The 18,917-nt window shown below is 71.3% G+C and carries 19 protein-coding genes; 9 read left to right on the forward strand and 10 right to left on the reverse strand.

The features are described from left to right. Nucleotides 1-375 precede the first annotated feature (375 nt). The 6 genes from ACFFR3_RS49560 to ACFFR3_RS49585 all read left to right on the forward strand — a co-directional run bounded on the left by ACFFR3_RS49560 (nt 376) and on the right by ACFFR3_RS49585 (nt 6,214). Nucleotides 376-1,095 (forward strand): GntR family transcriptional regulator, encoded by a 720-nt coding sequence (locus ACFFR3_RS49560; protein WP_364376788.1) that lies wholly within the window; start codon nt 376-378, stop codon nt 1,093-1,095. Nucleotides 1,096-1,119: 24 nt separating this feature from the next. Further along, nucleotides 1,120-1,833 (forward strand): dethiobiotin synthase, encoded by a 714-nt coding sequence (bioD, locus tag ACFFR3_RS49565; RefSeq protein WP_364376791.1) that lies wholly within the window; start codon nt 1,120-1,122, stop codon nt 1,831-1,833. 79 nt (nt 1,834-1,912) lie between these two features. Further along, nucleotides 1,913-3,073 (forward strand): sensor histidine kinase, encoded by a 1,161-nt coding sequence (locus tag ACFFR3_RS49570; protein WP_345389585.1) that lies wholly within the window; start codon nt 1,913-1,915, stop codon nt 3,071-3,073. Further along, nucleotides 3,064-3,720: a response regulator gene (locus tag ACFFR3_RS49575; RefSeq protein WP_345389588.1), complete on the forward strand. Its 657-nt coding sequence runs from the start codon at nt 3,064-3,066 to the stop codon at nt 3,718-3,720. The genes ACFFR3_RS49570 and ACFFR3_RS49575 overlap by 10 nt, the downstream gene beginning before the upstream one ends. Then, nucleotides 3,717-4,508 (forward strand): DUF4097 family beta strand repeat-containing protein, encoded by a 792-nt coding sequence (locus ACFFR3_RS49580; protein ID WP_379485474.1) that lies wholly within the window; start codon nt 3,717-3,719, stop codon nt 4,506-4,508. The genes ACFFR3_RS49575 and ACFFR3_RS49580 overlap by 4 nt, the downstream gene beginning before the upstream one ends. 59 nt (nt 4,509-4,567) lie before the next feature. Continuing rightward, nucleotides 4,568-6,214 carry an acetolactate synthase gene (locus ACFFR3_RS49585; RefSeq protein ID WP_379485475.1) on the forward strand — a complete coding sequence of 549 codons (1,647 nt, stop codon included), beginning with the start codon at nt 4,568-4,570 and terminating at the stop codon, nt 6,212-6,214. A gap of 4 nt (nt 6,215-6,218) precedes the next feature. On the opposite strand, the gene ACFFR3_RS49590 is transcribed toward ACFFR3_RS49585, so the two are convergent. Continuing rightward, on the reverse strand, nt 6,219-7,874 hold the full coding sequence (locus ACFFR3_RS49590; RefSeq protein ID WP_379485476.1) for a serine/threonine-protein kinase: 1,656 nt from the start codon (nt 7,872-7,874) through the stop codon (nt 6,219-6,221). A gap of 244 nt (nt 7,875-8,118) precedes the next feature. On the opposite strand from ACFFR3_RS49590, the gene ACFFR3_RS49595 reads away from it, so the two are divergent. Continuing rightward, on the forward strand, nt 8,119-8,502 hold the full coding sequence (locus ACFFR3_RS49595; protein WP_345389600.1) for a thioesterase family protein: 384 nt from the start codon (nt 8,119-8,121) through the stop codon (nt 8,500-8,502). Here the strand turns inward: ACFFR3_RS49595 and ACFFR3_RS49600 are convergent. The 7 genes from ACFFR3_RS49600 to ACFFR3_RS49630 form a co-directional block, all read right to left on the reverse strand. Beyond that, nucleotides 8,492-8,704, reverse strand: a complete 213-nt coding sequence (locus tag ACFFR3_RS49600; protein WP_345389604.1) for a biotin/lipoyl-binding carrier protein — start codon at nt 8,702-8,704, stop codon at nt 8,492-8,494. The two genes, ACFFR3_RS49595 and ACFFR3_RS49600, sit on opposite strands and share 11 nt — an antisense overlap. Before the next feature lie 41 nt (nt 8,705-8,745). Further along, nucleotides 8,746-10,101 carry an acetyl-CoA carboxylase biotin carboxylase subunit gene (locus ACFFR3_RS49605; RefSeq protein ID WP_345389607.1) on the reverse strand — a complete coding sequence of 452 codons (1,356 nt, stop codon included), beginning with the start codon at nt 10,099-10,101 and terminating at the stop codon, nt 8,746-8,748. 132 nt (nt 10,102-10,233) lie between these two features. Beyond that, nucleotides 10,234-11,526 carry an HD-GYP domain-containing protein gene (locus ACFFR3_RS49610; protein ID WP_345389610.1) on the reverse strand — a complete coding sequence of 431 codons (1,293 nt, stop codon included), beginning with the start codon at nt 11,524-11,526 and terminating at the stop codon, nt 10,234-10,236. Further along, entirely contained in the window at nt 11,523-12,878 is a 1,356-nt protein-coding gene (locus tag ACFFR3_RS49615) for an HD-GYP domain-containing protein (RefSeq protein WP_355414767.1), read from the reverse strand. Before ACFFR3_RS49615 ends, ACFFR3_RS49610 begins: the two co-directional genes overlap by 4 nt. 224 nt (nt 12,879-13,102) lie before the next feature. Further along, nucleotides 13,103-14,044 (reverse strand): NAD-dependent epimerase/dehydratase family protein, encoded by a 942-nt coding sequence (locus ACFFR3_RS49620; RefSeq protein ID WP_345389619.1) that lies wholly within the window; start codon nt 14,042-14,044, stop codon nt 13,103-13,105. Between the two features lie 10 nt (nt 14,045-14,054). Beyond that, nucleotides 14,055-14,321 carry a mycothiol system anti-sigma-R factor gene (gene rsrA, locus ACFFR3_RS49625; RefSeq protein ID WP_345389622.1) on the reverse strand — a complete coding sequence of 89 codons (267 nt, stop codon included), beginning with the start codon at nt 14,319-14,321 and terminating at the stop codon, nt 14,055-14,057. Then, a complete protein-coding gene (locus ACFFR3_RS49630) occupies nt 14,318-14,923 on the reverse strand; it encodes a sigma-70 family RNA polymerase sigma factor (RefSeq protein ID WP_345389625.1) in 606 nt (201 codons plus the stop codon). The genes rsrA and ACFFR3_RS49630 overlap by 4 nt, the downstream gene beginning before the upstream one ends. Before the next feature lie 233 nt (nt 14,924-15,156). Here ACFFR3_RS49630 and ACFFR3_RS49635 point away from each other — a divergent pair, with 233 nt between their 5' ends. Further along, nucleotides 15,157-15,897, forward strand: coding sequence for a class I SAM-dependent methyltransferase (locus ACFFR3_RS49635; protein ID WP_345389628.1), 741 nt, complete (start codon nt 15,157-15,159; stop codon nt 15,895-15,897). A 48-nt stretch (nt 15,898-15,945) separates the two neighbouring features. Here ACFFR3_RS49635 and ACFFR3_RS49640 read toward each other — a convergent pair whose 3' ends face one another. Both ACFFR3_RS49640 and ACFFR3_RS49645 read right to left on the reverse strand, forming a co-directional pair. Then, nucleotides 15,946-16,278, reverse strand: coding sequence for a TraR/DksA family transcriptional regulator (locus tag ACFFR3_RS49640; protein ID WP_345389631.1), 333 nt, complete (start codon nt 16,276-16,278; stop codon nt 15,946-15,948). Between the two features lie 156 nt (nt 16,279-16,434). Further along, nucleotides 16,435-17,181 carry an SOS response-associated peptidase gene (locus ACFFR3_RS49645; protein ID WP_345389634.1) on the reverse strand — a complete coding sequence of 249 codons (747 nt, stop codon included), beginning with the start codon at nt 17,179-17,181 and terminating at the stop codon, nt 16,435-16,437. Nucleotides 17,182-17,290: 109 nt separating this feature from the next. On the opposite strand from ACFFR3_RS49645, the gene aroA reads away from it, so the two are divergent. Further along, the gene (gene aroA / locus ACFFR3_RS49650; RefSeq protein ID WP_379485477.1) at nt 17,291-18,589 is read left to right on the forward strand and encodes a 3-phosphoshikimate 1-carboxyvinyltransferase; all 1,299 of its coding nucleotides are present in this window, start codon (nt 17,291-17,293) and stop codon (nt 18,587-18,589) included. The last annotated feature ends 328 nt before the right edge of the window (nt 18,590-18,917 follow it).

Genomic DNA, 18,917 nt, shown 5'->3' on the forward strand with positions numbered 1-18,917 from the left:
TGACGACATCGCCCACATAGCTGGACTTGTCACGAAATCTCATACTGTGAGAAGCGTCATACCGCCGAAGCCGCGAGCCACCGAGAACGAGCCGCTCCGCGGCGAGCCGGAGGTGATCCACACGAGCGCGACGTCCTCCCGGCACCGGCGCGACACGGCGCGCGAGCCCGTCTCGGTTGCGATCGCGCACGCTGCTGTGGATATCCTTCACCATCAACCTGAGCTGCCCGGATCCGCGCGTGCCCACACCCGCACGCGCCCGGCGCCGGTCGGCCGCCGCGGCCCGCGGTTGACCACTCGGGCCGAAGTGAGTTCCGATGATCTCGCGGTGACCAGACACGCCCTCACCGCCGTGGCAGAAGTGAAGGTGAGAGCGTGAGCGACGACAGCCCCCGCGTGCCGAAGTACTACGACGTGAAACGGGCCCTGCTCGAACTCACCAAGACCCTCTCCCCCGGCACCGCGCTCCCGCCGGAACGCACGCTCGCCGTCCGGTTCGAGACCTCGCGCACCACCGTCCGCCAAGCCCTGACCGAGCTGGTCGTCGAGGGGCGGCTGCTGCGCATCCAGGGCAAGGGCACCTTCGTCGCGCAGCCCAAGGTGGCCCAGGTGCTGCAGCTCACCTCGTACATCGGGGACCTGCGCACCGCCGGCCTCGAACCCGACACCAAGATCCTCGAGATCGGCTACATCACCGCCGACGAGGCACTCGCCCGCCGCCTGGCCATCAACCCCGGCGGCCGCGTCCTGCGCATCCACCGCCTCCGCCTGGCCAACGGCGAGCCCGTCTCCATCGACACCACCCACCTGTCCGCCCGCCGCTTCCCCCGCCTGCGCCGCGAGCTCGAAGTGCACGCCTCCCTGTACGAGACGCTGCACAACGCCTACAACGTGCGCCTGACGGACGCCGAGGAGATCATCGAGACCGTCCTCGCCACCCCCTACGATGCCAAGGCCCTGGGCGTGGACGTCGGCCTCCCCATGCTCCTGCTCACCCGGCACGCCTTCGACGCCGACGGCAACCCGGTGGAGTGGGCCCAGAGCCTCTACCGCGGCGACCGCTACAAGTTCGTCACCCGCCTCCGCCGCCCCTGACCGCCCTTTCCCTACGCTTGAGTCATGAGCGTTCTCGTCGTCGCGGGTACCGGCAGCGGTGTGGGGAAGAGCGTGGTGACCGCGGCGGTGGCGGCGCTGGCGGTCGCTCGGAAAGCCGAGGTGGCCGTGGTCAAGGCGGCGCAGACCGGAGTCGGCGCCGGGGACGACGGTGACGTCGATCGGGTGATGCGGCTCTCCGGGGTCAGGACGACGTTCGAGCTGGGGCGGTTCCCCGACGCGTTGCCGCCCGCCGCGGCCGCTCGGGCCGCCGGGCTGCCGCCCGTGTCCATGTCGGCGGCGGTCACCCTCGTGCGGGAGCTGTCGGAGAGCAACCGGCTGGTGCTCGTGGAGGGGACGGGCGGGCTGCTCGATCGCTACGACGAGGACGGCGCCACCGTGGCCGACCTCGCGCGTACGCTGCGTGCCCAGGTGCTCGTGGTGGTGAGCCCCGGCGCCGGCACGGTGAACGACACCGCGCTCACCCTGGAGGCGCTCGCGCATCGGGGGCTCGACCTCGCGGGGGTCGTCATCGGGCGGTGGCCCGCCGCGCCCGGGCTCGCGGAGCGCTCCGCCGTCGCCGACCTGGAGATGCTGGCGGCGCGGCCCCTGGCCGGCGCGCTGCCCGACGGGGCCGGTGCGCTGCCCGGGCCTGAGACGTTCCTGGACGTGGCCAGGCGGGGCCTCGGTGCCGCGCTGGGCGGCGCCTTCGACCCGGCCCGCTTCCGCCAGACCGCCTGATGGGTGGGGTTAGCCCTACCATCCACCGGCACACCAGGCCCATTTCACGGCCCCGCCGCCGATCATTACCGTTGACGACATGAAAGTCCCCCGTCCCTGGTCGGCCCGTGCCTGGCTGGACACGGCGCACGTGATGGTGGGCCTGCCCCTGGCCATGCTGCTCGGCGCGCTCACGCTGGCCCTGGCCGTGGCGCCGCCGCTGCTGGTGCGGGCGGTCCCGAGGTTCACGGGGGTGCAGCGGTCGAGGTTCGAGGCGTTCCTGGGCTCCCGCATCCCGCCCGTACGCTCTCCTGCGAACCTGCGCGCCACCGCGACGTGGCGGCAGATCTGCTACCACCTGCTCTCCCCCTGGGTGAGCCTGGTGGGCGTGTTCCTGGTGGCGCTGGCGTGGGGTGGCGCCGTCGTGGGGCTGCTGGCGTTTCTGCCGCCCAAGCTGCAGCCGCCGCCGCTGGAGTTCGAGTTCGACCTCAGGGACGGCAAGGTCGTGTTCGTCTACATGCTCGTGGGCCTGAGCCTGGCGCTGCTCGCGCCGCTGCTGGCGCGCGGCATGGCGGTGCTGGACCTGTCGGTGGCGCGTGCGCTGCTCGGCCCGAGCCGCAGCGAGCTGGGCCAGCGCATCGAGACGCTGACCGAGAGCCGGGCCGGCGTGATCGACGCGGCCGACGCCGAGCGCCGCAGGATCGAGCGCGACCTGCACGACGGCGCCCAGCAGCGGCTGGTGTCGCTGGCGATGAACCTGGGCCTGGCCAGGGCGACGCTGACCGACCTGCCTGACCCGGCGCGCGAGGCCATCGAGCAGGCCCACGAGGAGGCCAAGCAGGCGCTCAAGGAGCTGCGCGACTTCGTCCGCGGCCTGCACCCGGCGGTGCTCAACGACCAGGGCCTGGACGCGGCGCTGTCGGGCGTGGCGGCCCGCGCGCCGTTCCCGGTGAAGCTGCGCGTGGACATCGAGCGGCGGACCACGCCGACGATCGAGGCGGTGGCGTTCTTCATCGTGTCGGAGGCGCTGACGAACATCGCCAAGCACGCGGCGGCCACCAAGGCCGAGGTGAGCGTGCGGCGGGAACGAGACCGCCTGCATCTGCTCGTGTGGGACGACGGCTGCGGTGGTGCGAGGATGGACGGCGGCACCGGGCTGCGCGGCCTGGCCCAGCGGGTCGACTCCGTGGACGGCGCCCTGCGGCTGTCCAGCCCTCTCGGGGGACCGACGACGATCGAGGTGGAGCTGCCGTGCGAGTAGTGCTCGCAGAGGATTCCGTGCTGCTGCGCGAGGGGCTGATCCGGCTGCTCGACGCGGCCGGCATGCAGGTGGTGGCGGCCGTTGACGAGGCCGAGGGGTTACTGCGCGCGGTCGAGGAGCATCAGCCCGAGCTGGTCATCACCGACGTGCGCATGCCGCCCACGCACACCGACGAGGGCCTGCGCGCCGCGCTGGTGCTGCGCCGCCAGCAGCCGAAGCTGGCGGTGCTGGTGCTCTCGCAGTACGTCGAGGAGCGCTACGCCGCCCAGCTGCTGGCCTCGGCCGCGACCGGCGGGGTCGGCTACCTGCTGAAGGACCGGGTGGCCGACGTGACGGAGTTCATCGACGCGCTGCGCCGGGTGGGGCAGGGCGGCACCGCGCTCGACCCCGAGGTGGTCTCCCAGCTGCTGCTGCGCGGCAACAACGACCCGCTTGAGCGCCTGACGCCGCGCGAGCACGAGGTGCTCCAGCTGATGGCGGAGGGCCGCTCCAACGCCGGCATCGGGCAGGCTCTGGTGCTCAGCGAGGGCGCGGTGGGCAAGCACATCGGCAACATCTTCACCAAGCTCGACCTGTCGCCGGCCGAGGGCGACCACCGGCGGGTGCTGGCGGTGCTGCAGTTCCTGAAGATCAGGAGCCTGCCGTGAGAGCGGTCTGGCTGATGGCGGGCGCGGCGGCCACGGTGATCGCGCTGACGATCTCGACGGCCGTGCTCTGGCGGGGGTTCGCGCGGGCGCGCACGCCGACGGAGGTCACGATGCGCTCGATCCCGTTCGAGGGCGAGAGCCTGCGGGTGAAGACCGGCAAGGGCAGGGTCGGCCTGTACGTGCTGCCGGGCAAGGCGGGCGAGCTGCTGCTCGAGCGCTCACTGCGCTGGACCAGGGACCGCCCGACGGTGACGGAGGAGTGGGACGCCGGCTCCCGCACGCTCCTGCTCGACGCGGTCTGTCCCGGAGGCGACCAGCCCGACGGGCCGTTCTGCCACGCCGACTACACGTTGTTCGTGCCGCCGGAGACGAACCTCGACGCGAGCACCAGGGGCGGCGGTCTGGCGGTTTCCGAGCTGTTCGGCGACGTACGCCTGACCTCGGTGTCGGGTGACCTCGACGTGCACGCGGTCGCGGGCGACCTGTGGGCGCGCACGGGCACGGGCAGCGTCGACGCCGACGACCTCGGCGGCCAGCGGGCCGACGTCGAGGTCGGCACCGGCGACCTCGACCTGCGCTTCGCGGGAGCGCCGTCGCAGGTCAAGGCCGTCGTCCGCACCACCGGCGACGTGATGGTGAACCTGCCGCCGCAGGCGGGCCGCGACAGCGCGTACGACGTCACCGCGACCGGCACCAACACCACGGTCGACGTCCGGCAGACCACCGGCTCCCCCAAGACGATCGTCGCGACCACCGAGGACGGCTTGGTCACGATCTGTTGCCAATGACCGATCAACGCGTCGGTCGAGACCTGTTTACTCGGGTGACTGGTTGGTAAGTTCCCGGCATGGAGTCTGCGAAGCACGCCGGTGACGCCGCCGTCGCCGTGTCCAAGGCCTATGGCGTCGAGACGATGTTCACCCTGTCGGGAGGGCACGTCTTCCCCCTCTACGACGGCGCGGTGCACGAGGGCATGCGCATCCTCGACGTACGCCACGAGCAGAGCGCGGTCTTCGCCGCGGAGGCGACCGCCCGGCTGACCAGGAGCCCCGGCCTGGCCGTGCTGACGGCGGGCCCCGGCATCACCAACGGGGTGAGCGGCGTGGCGACGGCCCACTTCAACGGCTCACCGGTGGTGGTGCTCGGCGGGCGGGCGCCCCAGTCGCGCTGGGGCAGCGGCGCGCTCCAGGAGATGGACCATCCGCCGCTGCTCGACCCGATCACGAAGCTGGCGTTCACGGCGAGCGCCGCCGACTCGGTCGGGCAGGACGTCGAGGTCGCCTTCCGTACGGCGGTGGCGCCGCGTCGCGGGCCGGTCTTCCTCGACGTCTACATGGACCACCTGTTCTCGCCCTCCCCGGTGCACGAGGTGCACACGCAGACGCCGTCCCCGCTGGAGCCCGACCCCGACGACCTGGCGAGCATCGCGCGCCTGCTGGCCGAGGCCGAGCGCCCGGTCCTGGTCTACGGCTCCGACGTGTGGATGGACCGCGCCGAGGAGGCGGCCCGCGACTTCGCGGAGACCTGGCGGCTGCCGGTCATCCCCAACGGCCAGGGCCGCGGCATCCTGCCCGCGGGCCACGAACTGCTGGCGACCAGGGCGAGGGGCATGGCGTTCGGGCAGGCGGACCTGGTGATCGTGGTGGGCACGCCGCTCGACTTCCGGCTCGGCTACGGCTGGTTCGGCGGCAAGGACGGCGCGCCGCTCGCCAGGGTGGTGCACATCGCCGACGCGCCCTCGCAGCTCGCCACCCACATGCAGCCGGCCGCGTCCGCCGCCGGTGACCTGTCGGTGGTGTTCTGGAGCCTCGGCACGGCATGCGGGGAGGCGGGGGTCAAGCCCGACGCGTACGCGTCGTGGGTGACGAAGCTGTCCGGCACGGCCGCGGCCGCCACCGCGAGCGACGCCGAGCTGCTGGCCGCCGGCTCCGACCCGATCCACCCCATGCGCATCTACGGCGAGCTGGCCAAGGTCCTCGACGACGACGCCGTGGTGATCGGCGACGGCGGCGACTTCGTCTCGTACGCGGGCAAGTACGTCGAGCCGAAGCAGCCGGGCAACTGGCTCGACCCGGGCCCGTACGGCTGTCTCGGCACCGGCCTCGGCTACTCCATCGCCGCCCGCCTGGCCAGGCCGTCCTCCCAGGTCGTGCTGCTGCTCGGCGACGGCGCCGCGGGCTTCTCGCTGATGGACGTCGACACCCTCGTCCGCCACAGACTGCCCGTCGTCATGATCTGCGGCAACAACGGCATGTGGGGCCTGGAGAAGCACCCCATGCAGTTGCTGTACGGCTACGACGTGGCCGCCGAGCTGCAGCCGCAGTGCCGCTACGACCAGGTGGTGACCGCGCTGGGCGGCGGCGGCGAGCTGGTGACCAAGCCGTCGGAGATCGGTCCGGCGCTGCGCAGGGCGTTCGACTCGGGGCTGCCGTACATGGTGAACATCGCGACGGACCCGCAGGTCGCCTACCCCCGCAACACGACGGGGGTCTGAGCCGTCACTGGTTCTTGGAGGGTGTGGGGGTCGGCGTGGGGCTGGGCGGCGGCTCGTCCTCGGGGCAGGCGCTGTCGACGATGACGAGCACGACCTCCGTGCCCTTCTCGACCCTCTTGCCCGGGCCCGGGGTGGTCTGCTTGATCCGCCCGCAGCGCCGCCCGTCGGTGGTGGTGGTGCGGTCGTCGGTGCGCGGCAGGAGCCCGGCCGCCTCGATGATGCCCTGACCTTCGAGGAAACGCTTGCCGACCACGTTGGGCACCGGCACCTTCTTGTCCGTCGGGGTGCTGGTGGGCGTCTTCGACGGCGTGGGGCTGCTGGACGGCGTGGTGGTGGGCGTCTTCGTGGGCTCCGGGGTGGTCTTCGTGACCGAGGGCCTGGGGGTGTGCGGCCGGTTGACCGTCTGCTCCCGGGTCGGCACGGGCTCAGGCTCCTCGGTGACCTCGGGTTCCTTGGTCGTCGGCTTGGGAGGCTTGCTGGTCTTGGGCTTGCCCTCCTTGCCGTCGCCCGCGTTGGCGGCGGCGCTGATGGACTGCGTCGGCTCGGCCGGGGTGGTGGCGATGCCGCTCAGCGCGACCGCGCCGGCGCCGGCGCCGAGCACGACGGCCGCCGCGATGCCGGCGACCAGCCCGGTCCTGCGCGGCGCCTTCGCGGCGCGCCTGCTCCCGCCGCGCCGCTCGGACAGCGCGGTGTCCTCGTGGGCCATCCGGGCGCCGGTCTGGTAGGGGTCGGTGTCGCGCTGCTGGTAGGACTGGCCGGATTGCTGGTACGCCTCCGGCGGCGGCGCCATCGTGGCCCCCGTGGCGGGCGCGGCGGAGGGCGGCTCCGGCAGGGCGGCCGGGGTATGCCCGCTGGCGATCGCCCTGGCGGCCTCGCTCATCGCGCGCGCGTTGGGGTAGCGCCGCGCCGGGTCCTTCGACAGGGCGATGTCGACGAGCGTGCGTACCGACTGCGGGATGTCCTGGGGCAACGGCGGCGGCGCCTCGCGGATGTGCTTGAGCGCGATCGTGACCGCGCTGTCACCGTCGAAGGGCCGCTGGCCGACCAGGCACTCGTACGCCACGACGCCCAGCGCGTAGATGTCCACGGCGGGCGTGACGGGAGCGCCTTCGGCCTGCTCGGGGGCGCAGTAGGCGGCGGTGCCGAGCACCATGCCGGCGTCGGTGAGCCGGCTCGCGATGTCGGAGCGCGCGATGCCGAAGTCGGTCAGGACGAGCGTGCCGTCACGCTGCACGAGCAGGTTGCCCGGCTTGACGTCGCGGTGCACGATGCCCTGGTCGTGGACGGCCTGCAGAGCCGATGCGGCCTGCGCGATGAGCTCCATGGCCGCCTGCGGCGGGATACGGCCCAGCCGGGCGAGCAGCCGGTCGAGCGGCTCGCCGTCGACGAACTTCATCACCAGGTAGACGGTGTCGCCGCTGACGCCGTAGTCGTAGACGTCCACGACTCCTGAGTGGTTGATGGTGGCCATCGCCCGCGCCTCCCCCTGGAAGCGGGCGACGAAGCCGGGGTCCTGCATGCGGCCTGGGAGCAGCACTTTGACGGCGACGGTGCGGGCGAGGACGGTGTCCTCACCTCGCCACACCTCGCCCATGCCACCGGCGCCGATGCGGGTATCCAGTCGATACCGCCCCGCCAGCGTCGTCCCTTGGGCCACCATGATTCCCCCGCTACCCCCCTACGTCCGAAACCTCTCCCACCCCGCGGATCTCCAACAAAGCGAAGTTTTGTCGCGGTGAGGTAACACAGTGGTCACGGAACTCAGAGAGTGTACGACTCACCTGTCCCACATGCCACTCAAATGCCTCAAGCCGTACAAAGCCTATCCTGAGGCCTTGCAACCGCACTTGTCCGCGTTTCCCGGGAAGTCAACAGGCCCATTCCACCACCCGTAGGCTGACCCCATGACGCTCGCACCAGGCCTGCGCGCCCAGCTCCCGACCGTGGTCGAGATGGCCGACACCGCCAAGGAGATCGGCAGCGGTGACGTGCCGGTGCTGGCCACGCCCAGGTTGCTCGCCCTCGCGGAGGCGGCCACCGTACGCGCCGTCGCCAGGCACCTCGCACCGGGCGAGACCTCCGTCGGCACCCGGGTCGCCCTCGACCACCTGGCCGCCAGCCCGCTCGGCGCCCGCGTGCAGGTCGGCGTCGAGCTGACCGAGGTCGACGGGCGGCGGCTGGTCTTCGCCTTCGAGGCGCACGACGAGCGCGGCTCCGTGGTGGGCAAGGGCACGATCGAGCGCGTCGTGGTCGACCGTGCCAGGTTCCTCGCCCGCACTACTCGATGACCGCGATCAGGTCGCCTTCCTGGATCACGTCTCCCTCGGCGACCTTGAGCTGCGCCACCACGCCGTCGTCCTCGGCGATCACCGGGATCTCCATCTTCATGGACTCGAGGATGACGAGCGTGTCGCCGTCGGAGACGGTGTCGCCTTCTTTGACGACCACCTTCCACACGTTCGCCACCATCTCAGCGCGTACCTCAGCCACCGGGACTCCCCTCTTTCACTGAACCAACAATCTCATGGGCCTCAGGCGCGCATCCGCGCGACCAGGCCGGTGTCGTAGTCGCCGGTGGCGAACTCCGCGTTCTCCAGCAGCTCCGCACAGAACGGCAGGTTGTTCTTCGGGCCCTCCACGACGAACTCCGCCACCGCCTTGCGGCCCTTCTCCAGCGCCTCTGCCCGGTCCGAGCCGTATACGCACAGCTTGGCCATCAGCGGGTCGTAGAACGGCGTGACGGTGTTGCCCGCCGTGTAACCCGAGTCGACGCGGACGCCGTCGCCCGCGGGCTCGTCCCAGGCCGTGATCGTGCCGGGGCCGGGGAAGAACCGCTTGGGGTCCTCGGCGTAGACGCGGAACTCGATCGCGTGGCCGCGCGGCTCGGGCCGCACCTCGGGGCTCTCGCCCGCCGCCACCCGCAGCTGCAGCTCGACCAGGTCGAGGCCGGTGACCAGCTCGGTGACCGGGTGCTCCACCTGGAGCCTGGTGTTCATCTCCAGGAACACGAAGTCCTGGGCGTCGGCGTCGACCAGGCACTCGACCGTGCCCGCGCCGACGTAGCCGACCGTCTCGCCGGCCCGCACCGCCGCCGCCAGCATGCGCTCGCGCAGCTCGGGGCTGATGCCGGGCGAAGGAGACTCCTCGACGACCTTCTGGTGGCGGCGCTGCACCGAGCAGTCGCGCTCGCCCAGCGCCACCACCCTGCCGTCGGGCAGGCCGAGGATCTGCACCTCGACGTGGCGGGCCCGCGCGATGTAGCGCTCGAGCAGCACGGCGGGCCCGTCGAGCGCGTCGCCGGAGAACCTCGCCGCCGCCCGCGCGGCCTGCTCGTACGCCTTGGCCAGCCCCTCGTCGTCGTAGGCCACGCTCATTCCGATGCCACCGCCGCCGCCCGCGGTCTTGACCATGACCGGGTAACCGATGGACTCGGCGGCCCTCAGCGCCAGCGACAGGTCGGTCACCGGCTCGCGGGTGCCCGCCGCGACCGGCACCCCGGCGGCCTCCATGAGGTTACGGGCGTTGATCTTGTCGCCCATCTTGTCGATGGCCTCGGGCGACGGCCCGATCCACACCATGCCGGCCTCGATCACGGCCCTGGCGAACGCGGCGTTCTCGGCGAGGAAGCCGTAGCCGGGGTGGACCGCCTTCGCGCCGGTCGCCCGCGCCGCCTCCAGCACCTTGACGATGTCGAGGTAGCTCTGCGCCGGGTTGGCCGGTCCGAGCAGCACGGCCTCGTCGGCCTCGCGGACGAAGGGCAGGTCGGCGTCGGCCTCGGAGTGAACCGCGATGGCGCGCAGGCCGAGCTGCTTGACCGTGCGGATGATCCGCCGCGCGATCTCCCCTCGGTTGGCGATCAGAACGGGTCCGAGCGTCTCAGTAAGCACGCCGACCACCCTACGACCGCCGACGCCCTGACCCCTTTCCCCCGAAACCACCGATCCGGCCAGCGCGATCTGTAGGAACCCCACAAAAGTGCACGCCCGGAAACCCCCGCGGCGTACGCCCGGCTGTAGCTGCTAGATCCGGCCGCGGTCGATCACGCGGGCCAGCGCCTCCACCGCATGGGCATCGTACGCGCTCCCCGCCGACAGGCGGATGCGCTCCAGCGCCGCCCCGCTCCTGTCGCGGTCGGTCGAGGGCCCCACCAGGTCGTCGTAGGCGTTGGCGACCTTGATGATGCGGCTCGACAGCGGCGGGTCGTCGGCGATCGCGTCGCACTGCCTGCTGACCACCTCGGCCACCCGGTCGAGCACGCCGGTCTGCCTGATCACCTCGGCGCCCAGCTCGGCGATGCGGCGGGCCTGCTCGGGCTCGGTCAGCACGGTCGCTCCTCCCGGGATGGGGTCGCGCAGCGAGAGCTGGCCGATGTCGTGCATGAGCGCGGCGTACTCCAGCTCCAGCAGCTCCGGCTCGGCCATGCCCAGCTCCCTGCCGACGGCGACGGCCAGACGGCTGACCCGGCGCGAGTGGCCCGGCTCGACGTAGCCGCCGACCTCGGTGACCCTGGACAGGGCGCGTACGGTCTGCAGGTAGGTGGCGCGGATGCCGGCGTACTTGCGGAAGGCCACCTGCGTGACCAGCAGCGGCGCGGCGAACACCAGCAGCGCCACGAGGTCCATGCTGTGCGTGGCGAGCGCGAGCAGCACGCCCGACGAGCCCACGGCGGCGCCCAGCGGGAAGGCCATGTTGAGCTCGTCGCGCACGGCCACCCTGAACGCGGTGCGCACCTGCTCGGCCCGGAGCAGCGCGGCGATCAGCACGTCGATGAGCAGCGTGATCGTGATGAGCGTCACCATCACGGCCAGCGCCGGCCACCAGGTGCTGGTGGGCGGCTTGGTGAGGTGGTAGAGCGGGTCGGCGAGCGGCCGGAAGGCGAAGGCCAGCAGCGCGCTGGTGAGCAGCCGGCGCGCCATCGCGTCGAGGCGCGGCGGCCGGCCCACGGCGAGGTGCGGCAGCGCCCCTGCCAGCATGCCGACCGCGATCACCGCGACTACCTGCAGCGCCGAGTGGCGCAGCTGGTTCTGGCTGAGGTCGAGCAGCAGCGTGTAGCCCAGCGCGGCGGCGGCCCCGATGGGCGCCACCTCCCTGTTGCCCGGCATGGTCAGCCTGGCCAGCTCGCCGACCGCGATCAGCGCGCCGAACCCGACCGCGATCTCCGGCTTGTCCAGCCCTTGGGCCGCGGTGTACGCCACTCCGGTCAGCGCGACCAGCCCGGCCGCGCAGATGAGCAGCAGCTGCCCCGAGTCGAGCCTGCGCAGGACCTTGTGCAGCGAGCGGTCCCGCGGCCTGACGCGTTCGGTGGTGATCATGGCCCGGTCACGACCTGGATGGGCATGGTCGGGTCGTCGTGGTCCTTGATCTGCGTCTCGGCGACCTCGGGAGGCGGCGGGTCGACCCGGCGCGGCGGCTGCCACGGCTCACGCTCGAGCGCGCGGATGAACGCCGCCACCATGACGGGGTCGAAGTGCGTGCCGGCGCTCCTGCGCAGCTCGTCGAGCGCCACCGGCACCGGCCGCGCCCCCCGGTAGGAGCGGTCGGACGTCATCGAGTCGAACGCGTCGGCCACCGCGATGACCTTGGCGAACTCGGGGATCTCATCGCCCGCCAGGCCCATCGGGTAGCCGGTGCCGTCGTGGCGCTCGTGGTGGTGCATGATCCCGGCGTACGCCTCGTCGAGGAAACCGATGCCGCGCACGATCTCCAGCCCCCGCATCGGGTGGAGCTGGATCGCCGCGAACTCCTCCTCGGTCAGCGGCCCGTCCTTCTGCAGCACCTTGGTGGGCACGCCGAGCTTGCCGACGTCGTGCAGCATGCCGGCATAGCGGATGGCCCGCACCCGCTCGTGGCCCATGCCGATCTCCTGCGCGATCATGGACGAGGCGTGCGAGACGCGCGTGCAGTGGCCGCGGGTGTAGTAGTCCTTCGTCTCGACCGCCTGGCAGAGCGCGGCGATCGTGGCGTCGTACGAGCGCTGCTGCGCGTGATACTGCCCGAACGCCCACCGCGCCACGAACAGCGGCACCAGCACCAGCACCGCCGAGATCGACGCCACCGTGGCCCACAGCCCGGCCACGAGCAGCCCGAACGTGCCGTAACCCAGGTAGGAAAGCAGGAACTGGGCCATGCCGCGGCGCGGCATCTCGGTGGCCCGCACGTGCGTGGCCAGCCCGATCATGGTGAGCGTGAGCGCGATGTTGAGCGGCACGAAGACGGCGGTGGCGGCGACGTACGGGCCGATGAGGTCGTCGAAGGCGTTGACGTCGGGCACGCCGACCCGGCCGTCGAGCGCCTCGTAGACCCGCCCCGCGGTGTAGCCGCAGATGGCGAACTGCGCGCCGTTGAACAGCCGCTTGACCAGCGGCAGGCCGGGCCGGACGCTGACCATCGCGGTCAGCCCGACCAGCGCCGCCCCCTCCGGCCCGATCAGCACCACGGCCGCCAGCGAGGCGGAGAAGCTGACGGACACGGCGGTCTGCTCCATGTTGAGCAGCGTCGGCATCGACTCGCAGACCAGGAACAGCAGGGCGAGCACCAGGAGGATGTCAAGGTCCTCCGTGGCCACGGGCGCGCCGGACACGATCACGCCGCGAACGATGAGAGCGGCCGCCGCACCGATCACGGCGACCAGATAGACCCTTGCGGGCCACGGCAGATCACGCATGGCGGCCCCCCATAGTTATCAGGTCCAGGACACCCCAGGTGGCACCACGCCACCGCTCATGAGCACGACCACAGGGGCGATCAGCACGAGGGCGGTGAGCAGCCGGGCGACCGTAACCTTCGACATCCACATGCCTCCACGTCGACTTGTGGGATTCACGCTACAGAAGACGGGGTGGCCGCATGGGGAGAGTCGGAAATCGCAAGCAAAGCGTAATCAAGTCACTACTTGCCGCGACGCGTGGCGGCCCACTCGACGGTCTTCTTCACCCCGGTCGCCAGGTCGACCCTGGGCTGCCAGCCGAGCCCCTCGTGGGCCGGCACCGGGTCGACCGCCATCGCGGGCAGGTCGCCGGGGCGCGGCGGCGCGAAGCCTGGCTTGTCCTGGGCGCCCGCGGCGTCGGCGATGAGCGAGTGCAGGCGGCGGTCGGTGGTCTGGATGCCGGTGCCGAGGTTGAAGCGGCGGCCGTTGCCCTCGGGCCCGCACGCCCGCACGAAGCCGTCGACCACGTCTTCGACGTAGACGTAGTCGCGGGTCTGGGTGCCGTCGCCGAAGACGACCGTGGGCCGGCCGGTGAGCAGCGCGTCGGTGAAGATGGAGACCACGCCCGCCTCGCCCTCGGGCGCCTGGCGGGGGCCATAGACGTTGGACAGCACCAGCGTGGTGTATTCGAGGCCGTAAAGAGCCTTGAACGTGGCGAGGTAGATCTCGCCGCTCAGCTTCGAGGCCGCGTACGGCGAGCGCGGATCGGTGGCCGCGTCACCCGGCACCGGGATCGTGGCAGGACGCCCGTAGACGGCCACCGACGAGGCGAACACCACCTTGCGCGTGCGCCCCTCGTGGGCCGCGGCCAGCACCGCGGCCGTGCCCTCGACGTTGAGCCTGGCGTCGTGCGCCGGGTCGGCCACGCTCTTGCGCACGCTGATCTGCGCGGCCAGGTGGCAGACCACCTCCGGCTGCAGCTCGGTCATCAGCTCCACGAGCGCGCGGTCGCGGATGTCCATCTCGTGCAGCCGGAACCGGTCACTGGTCACGGCTCCGGCCAGGTTGTCGCGACTGCCGGACGACAGGTCGTCGACCACATCGACCTCATGGCCGTCGGCCAGCAGGCGATCGACGAGATTCGATCCGATGAACCCGGCACCCCCGGTGACCAACACGCGCATGAAGTGAATCTTAGTCGGCCAGCTCCGACCTCACTTGCGCGATGCGATCGAGCACCTTGGAGCGCAGGTCGGCCGGGACCGGGTCGCAGCCGCAGTGCTTGTGGACCAGCGCCTTGATTGCCTTGTCCAGGTCGTATTCCTTGAGGCACGGGCTGCACTCGTCAAGGTGCACCTTGATGTCGGCGACGTCCCCCTCCGTCAGCTCGCCGTCGAGGTAGGCGTAGACCTTGTCGAGCACTTCACGACAGTCGGTGTCGTGCGGCTTGCCACAGCTCATTTCGATCCCTCCGACGGGACCAGGCCACGCTCGCGGGCGTAGTCCTCAAGGAGGCCCCGCAGCTGCCTGCGTCCTCTGTGCAGCCTCGACATCACGGTGCCGATGGGAGTGCCCATGATGTCGGCGATCTCCTTGTAGGGGAAGCCTTCGACGTCGGCCAGGTAGACCGCGATCCTGAACTCCTCCGGCAGAGCCGCCAGCGCCTGCTTGATGTCACCGTCGGGCAGGTGCTCCAGCGCCTCGACCTCGGCGGACTTCAGGCCACTTGAGGTGTGGGACTCGGCCCGCGCCAGCTGCCAGTCCTCGATCTCCTCGGTGCCGGACTGCCTCGGCTCCCGCTGCTTCTTGCGATAGCTGTTGATGAAGGTGTTGGTGAGGATCCGGTAGAGCCACGCCTTCAGGTTCGTGCCCTGCTGGAACTGGTGGAACGACGCGAACGCCTTGGCGAAGGTCTCCTGCAGCAGGTCCTCCGCGTCCGCGGGATTTCGGGTCATCCGGAGCGCGGCGGAGTAGAGCTGCTCGAGATACGGCATGACGTCGCGCTCGAATCGCTCGCTTCGCTGCTCCAGCGTCTCCGCGCCTGTCGCGGGCACCGGACCCACCCCCCTAAGATCACCGGTGGCCGGCTGTGGCGGTACACCGTACTCAGGGGAGGATACCCGCTGGCTCGCGACCACCCGGTCAGCGGGCTGGGGGTGTGCCAATGTGAGCATGCTCGTCGCAACACGCCCGCGCCCTTGTCTGTTCCCGCAAGATAGAAGGTACGAAGGACCCGGTGCGGGGAACGTCATACGTACCGGCTGGTAGCCCTTTTTCCGGAACCCAGGAGTCGCGTGTGCTGCCCATTCCGGCCGAGGAACTGAACGGCTCAGGGACGCTCGGGCCGTACTGGACCTTCTACCGCGCCGTCGCCGCCGAACAACTCAACCGATGGCTCCCCGCCCAGCCCTCCGTCATCCTCGACCTGTCGGGCGGGCGCGGGCGATGGTCAGGCCAGGCCGCCAGAGCCGGACACCGGGTGATCGAGGTGCTCGACTTCCGCCGTACCGTCGACGGGCAGTCGCGGCTGCGCGACGCCGACCGCGTACGCCACGTGCGCGCCGACGATCTGGCCTTCCTGCCCGACGAGAGCGTCGACGCCGTGCTCGCGGAAGAGCGCGTGATGTCGATCGAGCTCATGGCCGAGTCCGCCATGAACGACGTCGCCCGGGTGCTCAAGCCCGGCGGGCGCGCCCTGGTGTGCGTCGACTCCCTGGTGCTCGGCATGGCGATCCTGGCCGAGCAGGGGCAGTGGCAGCACCTGCGGCAGACCGGCGAGGTCATGCTCGTGCCGTGGCCCGACGGCAGCATCACCCGCTGCTTCAGCAGCACGCAGCTGCGCGAGCTGCTCCAGGGCGCCGGCCTGGAGATCGAGTGGATGCGGCCCCGTACGGTGCTGTCGCCTTCCACGGTCGACCACGTGCTCGGCTCCGACGCGCGGGCGCTCAACTACCTCGTGCGCACCGAGCTCGAAGCCCACCCCGACGACGACGACACCGTCGGCATCCACCTGGTGGCCAGCGCCCGTAAGAAGTGAGCCCACCTCGCCGTTCTTCGTGTCCGGCGAGTGCGCCCTCCGCACCGGTCAGCGGCGGCGTTCGCGCTTGCCCTGGCAGGGCACGCAGCGCGCGGCCTCGGGGCGGGCCTCCAGCCTCCCCTCAGGCACCGGCTTGGCGCAGTCGACGCACCGGCCGTACGCGCCCTCGTCGATGCGCCTGATCGCCTCGACGATCGCCTGCCGCTGGCTGTTGGCCACGGTCAGCATGGCCTGGGCCCGGTCCGCGTCGGTCAGGTCGGAGCCGGCGTCGGCGGCCGAGCGGTCGCGCACTCCGACGGGCTCGCCGCGCAGGACCCCGATCGAGCGATCGAGGTCGGCGAGCATTTCTTCCAGCCGCTCACGAGCGGTCGTGACGTCCACGAATCCGCACCTCCGGGTAAGAAGGGGGCAAACCCGCGGCCAGGACTCCCCGGATGTCCCGCCCGGTGGATCAAGGGGCAATGTTGGCGGTGACACCGAGTGAACGGTTGCATCGCTTTCCTCACCGGATGCCCACTTGCCGAGCTTTTTACACCTTTAGAAAAGCGCGGTTTCCTCCTCCTCCGGGAGAGGTTTGATGAGGTCGGGGCCGTTGTTCCGGACGTTGTTGACGTCCGTGGAGACCGCGTACGCGGTGAGCCGTCCCGGCTCGGCGGGCACCAGCAGCCGCCCCGCCTGCGTGGTGTCGGTGAGCTTGGGGTCGAGCCACTCCGCCCAGTGGTCTCTATCGATCATCATGGGCATCCTGTCGTGGATGCGGCCGAGCTGGTCCTCGGCGTCCGTGGTGATGACGGTGCAGGTCACCAGCCACTTGAGCGGGTCGTCGTCATCTCTGGACGGGTCCTTCCAGAACTCGTACAGGCCCGCCATGGCCAGCACCCCGCCGTCGGCCGGATGGATGAAGTACGGCTGCTTCTTCTTCTTTTCTCCCTCGACCGGCATCCACTCGAAGTAGCCGTCGGCCGGCAGCAGGCACCTGCGCTTGGCGAACGCCTGCCGGTAGGACGGCTTCTCGGCCAGCGTCTCGGCCCTGGCGTTGATCAGCCGGGAGCCGATCGACGGGTCCTTGGCCCAGGCCGGCACCAGGCCCCACTTGACGATCCTGAGCTGCCGTACCGCCCGCGCGGCCTCCTTGGGCACCCGGCTCAGCACGGCGTAGACGTTCTTGGTGGGCGCGACGTTGTAGTCGGCGCCGAGCTCCTTGTCGGGGTCGCCGTCCTGCTCGACCTGGAACTCCTCGAGGAGCTCGTGCTTCTTGCGCGCCGAGGCGTATCTACCGCACATGCCCCCACACTGCCATCTCTTCGGTACGTCCATCCACAGGGAGCGACCGCACGGCAGCCGTCATCCACAGGCTGTGACCCCCGCCGCCGACGGCCAGTACTCTTTGACCATGCCCGCCACCACGCCCGCCGCCACGCCCGCTCCGCACTGGCCCGCACCGACGGCGACGGCTCCCGTCGCCGCCACCGTCCCGCTGCCCGGCTCCAAGTCGGTGACCAACCGCGCGCTCCTGCTGGCCGCGCTCGCCGACGGTCCAGGAGCTGTCCGGCAGGCCCTGCGCAGCCGCGACGCCGACCTCATGGTGGCGGCCCTGCGCGCGCTGGGCACCACGCTGGAGGCCGTGAGCGAGACCTCGGCGGGGGTCGACTGGGCGGTGACGCCGGGCCCGATCCGCGGCGGCGCGCGCATCGACGCCGGCCTGGCCGGCACGGTGATGCGGTTCGTGCCGCCGATGGCGGCGCTGGCCGACGGGCCCGTCTCGTTCGACGGCGACCCCCATGCGCGCAAGCGCCCGATGGGGCCCATCCTCGACGCGCTGCGCTCGCTCGGGGCCCGCATCGACAACGACGCGCTGCCGTTCACCATCAGCGGGCCGCCGGCGGGCGGCGAGGTGACGCTCGACGCGTCCGGTTCATCGCAGTTCGTCTCGGGGCTGCTGCTGACCGCCGCGCGCTACGAGAAGGGCGTGACGATCCGTCACGTCGGCCCGCCGGTGCCGTCGCAGCCGCACATCGAGATGACGGTCGAGATGCTCAGGGCGGCGGGCGTCACGGTCGATGACCACGAGCGCGACGTGTGGCGGGTCGAGCCCGGGCCCATCGCCGCTAGAGACGTGACGGTCGAGCCCGACCTGTCCAACGCGGCCCCGTTCCTGGCGGCGGCCCTGGTCACGGGCGGCAAGGTGACGATCCCTTGCTGGCCTGAGCGCACCACGCAGCCGGGCGACGCGCTGCGCGGCCTGCTCACCGCCATGGGCGCCACGGTCACCCGCTCGGGCGCCGACCTCGTGGTCACCGGCACTGGCCAGGTCACCGGCCTCGACGCCGACCTCCACGAGGTGGGCGAGCTGACCCCCACGATCGCCGCCCTGGCTGCGCTGGCCGGCACTCCGAGCCGCATCAGGGGCGTGAGCCACCTGCGCGGCCACGAGACCGACCGCCTCGCCGCGCTGGCCACCGAGATCAACCGCCTGGGCGGCGACGCCGAGGAGACCGACGACGGCCTGCTCATCCGGCCCCGGCAGCTCCACGGCGGCGTCTTCCACAGCTACGACGACCACCGCATGGCCACGGCCGGCGCGGTGATCGGCCTCGCGGTGCCGGGCGTCGAGGTGGAGAACATCGCGACCACCGCCAAGACCCTGCCGGAGTTCGTCCAGATGTGGACGGCGCTGCTGGAATCGCGATGAGCTGGGCAGACCTTCGCCTCGGCGGTATGACGGGTTTCACCGGTGAAGCGCCGGGCACGTCGGAAAAGGGTGACACGTGATAACGCGCCGCCCCCCGCTCGACCATGCGCACGACCATGAGATCCAACAGCACGACACCACCCGCCCGATCACGGGCGGCGAATCACGACCGGAGCACGGTCCCGCCACTGGCTTGGCTCCCCATATGACCCTGCATATGACCCTGCCGCCCGGCGGATCCGTGCTGCGGCCGTCCGAGCGCGGACCCACGGCACACCGATGACCTCGGAAATGGCCGGCCGGCACACGGCACCCGTCAGGGCGTGGG

The organism is Nonomuraea salmonea, assembly GCF_042428605.1.
GTDB lineage: Bacteria > Actinomycetota > Actinomycetes > Streptosporangiales > Streptosporangiaceae > Nonomuraea > Nonomuraea salmonea.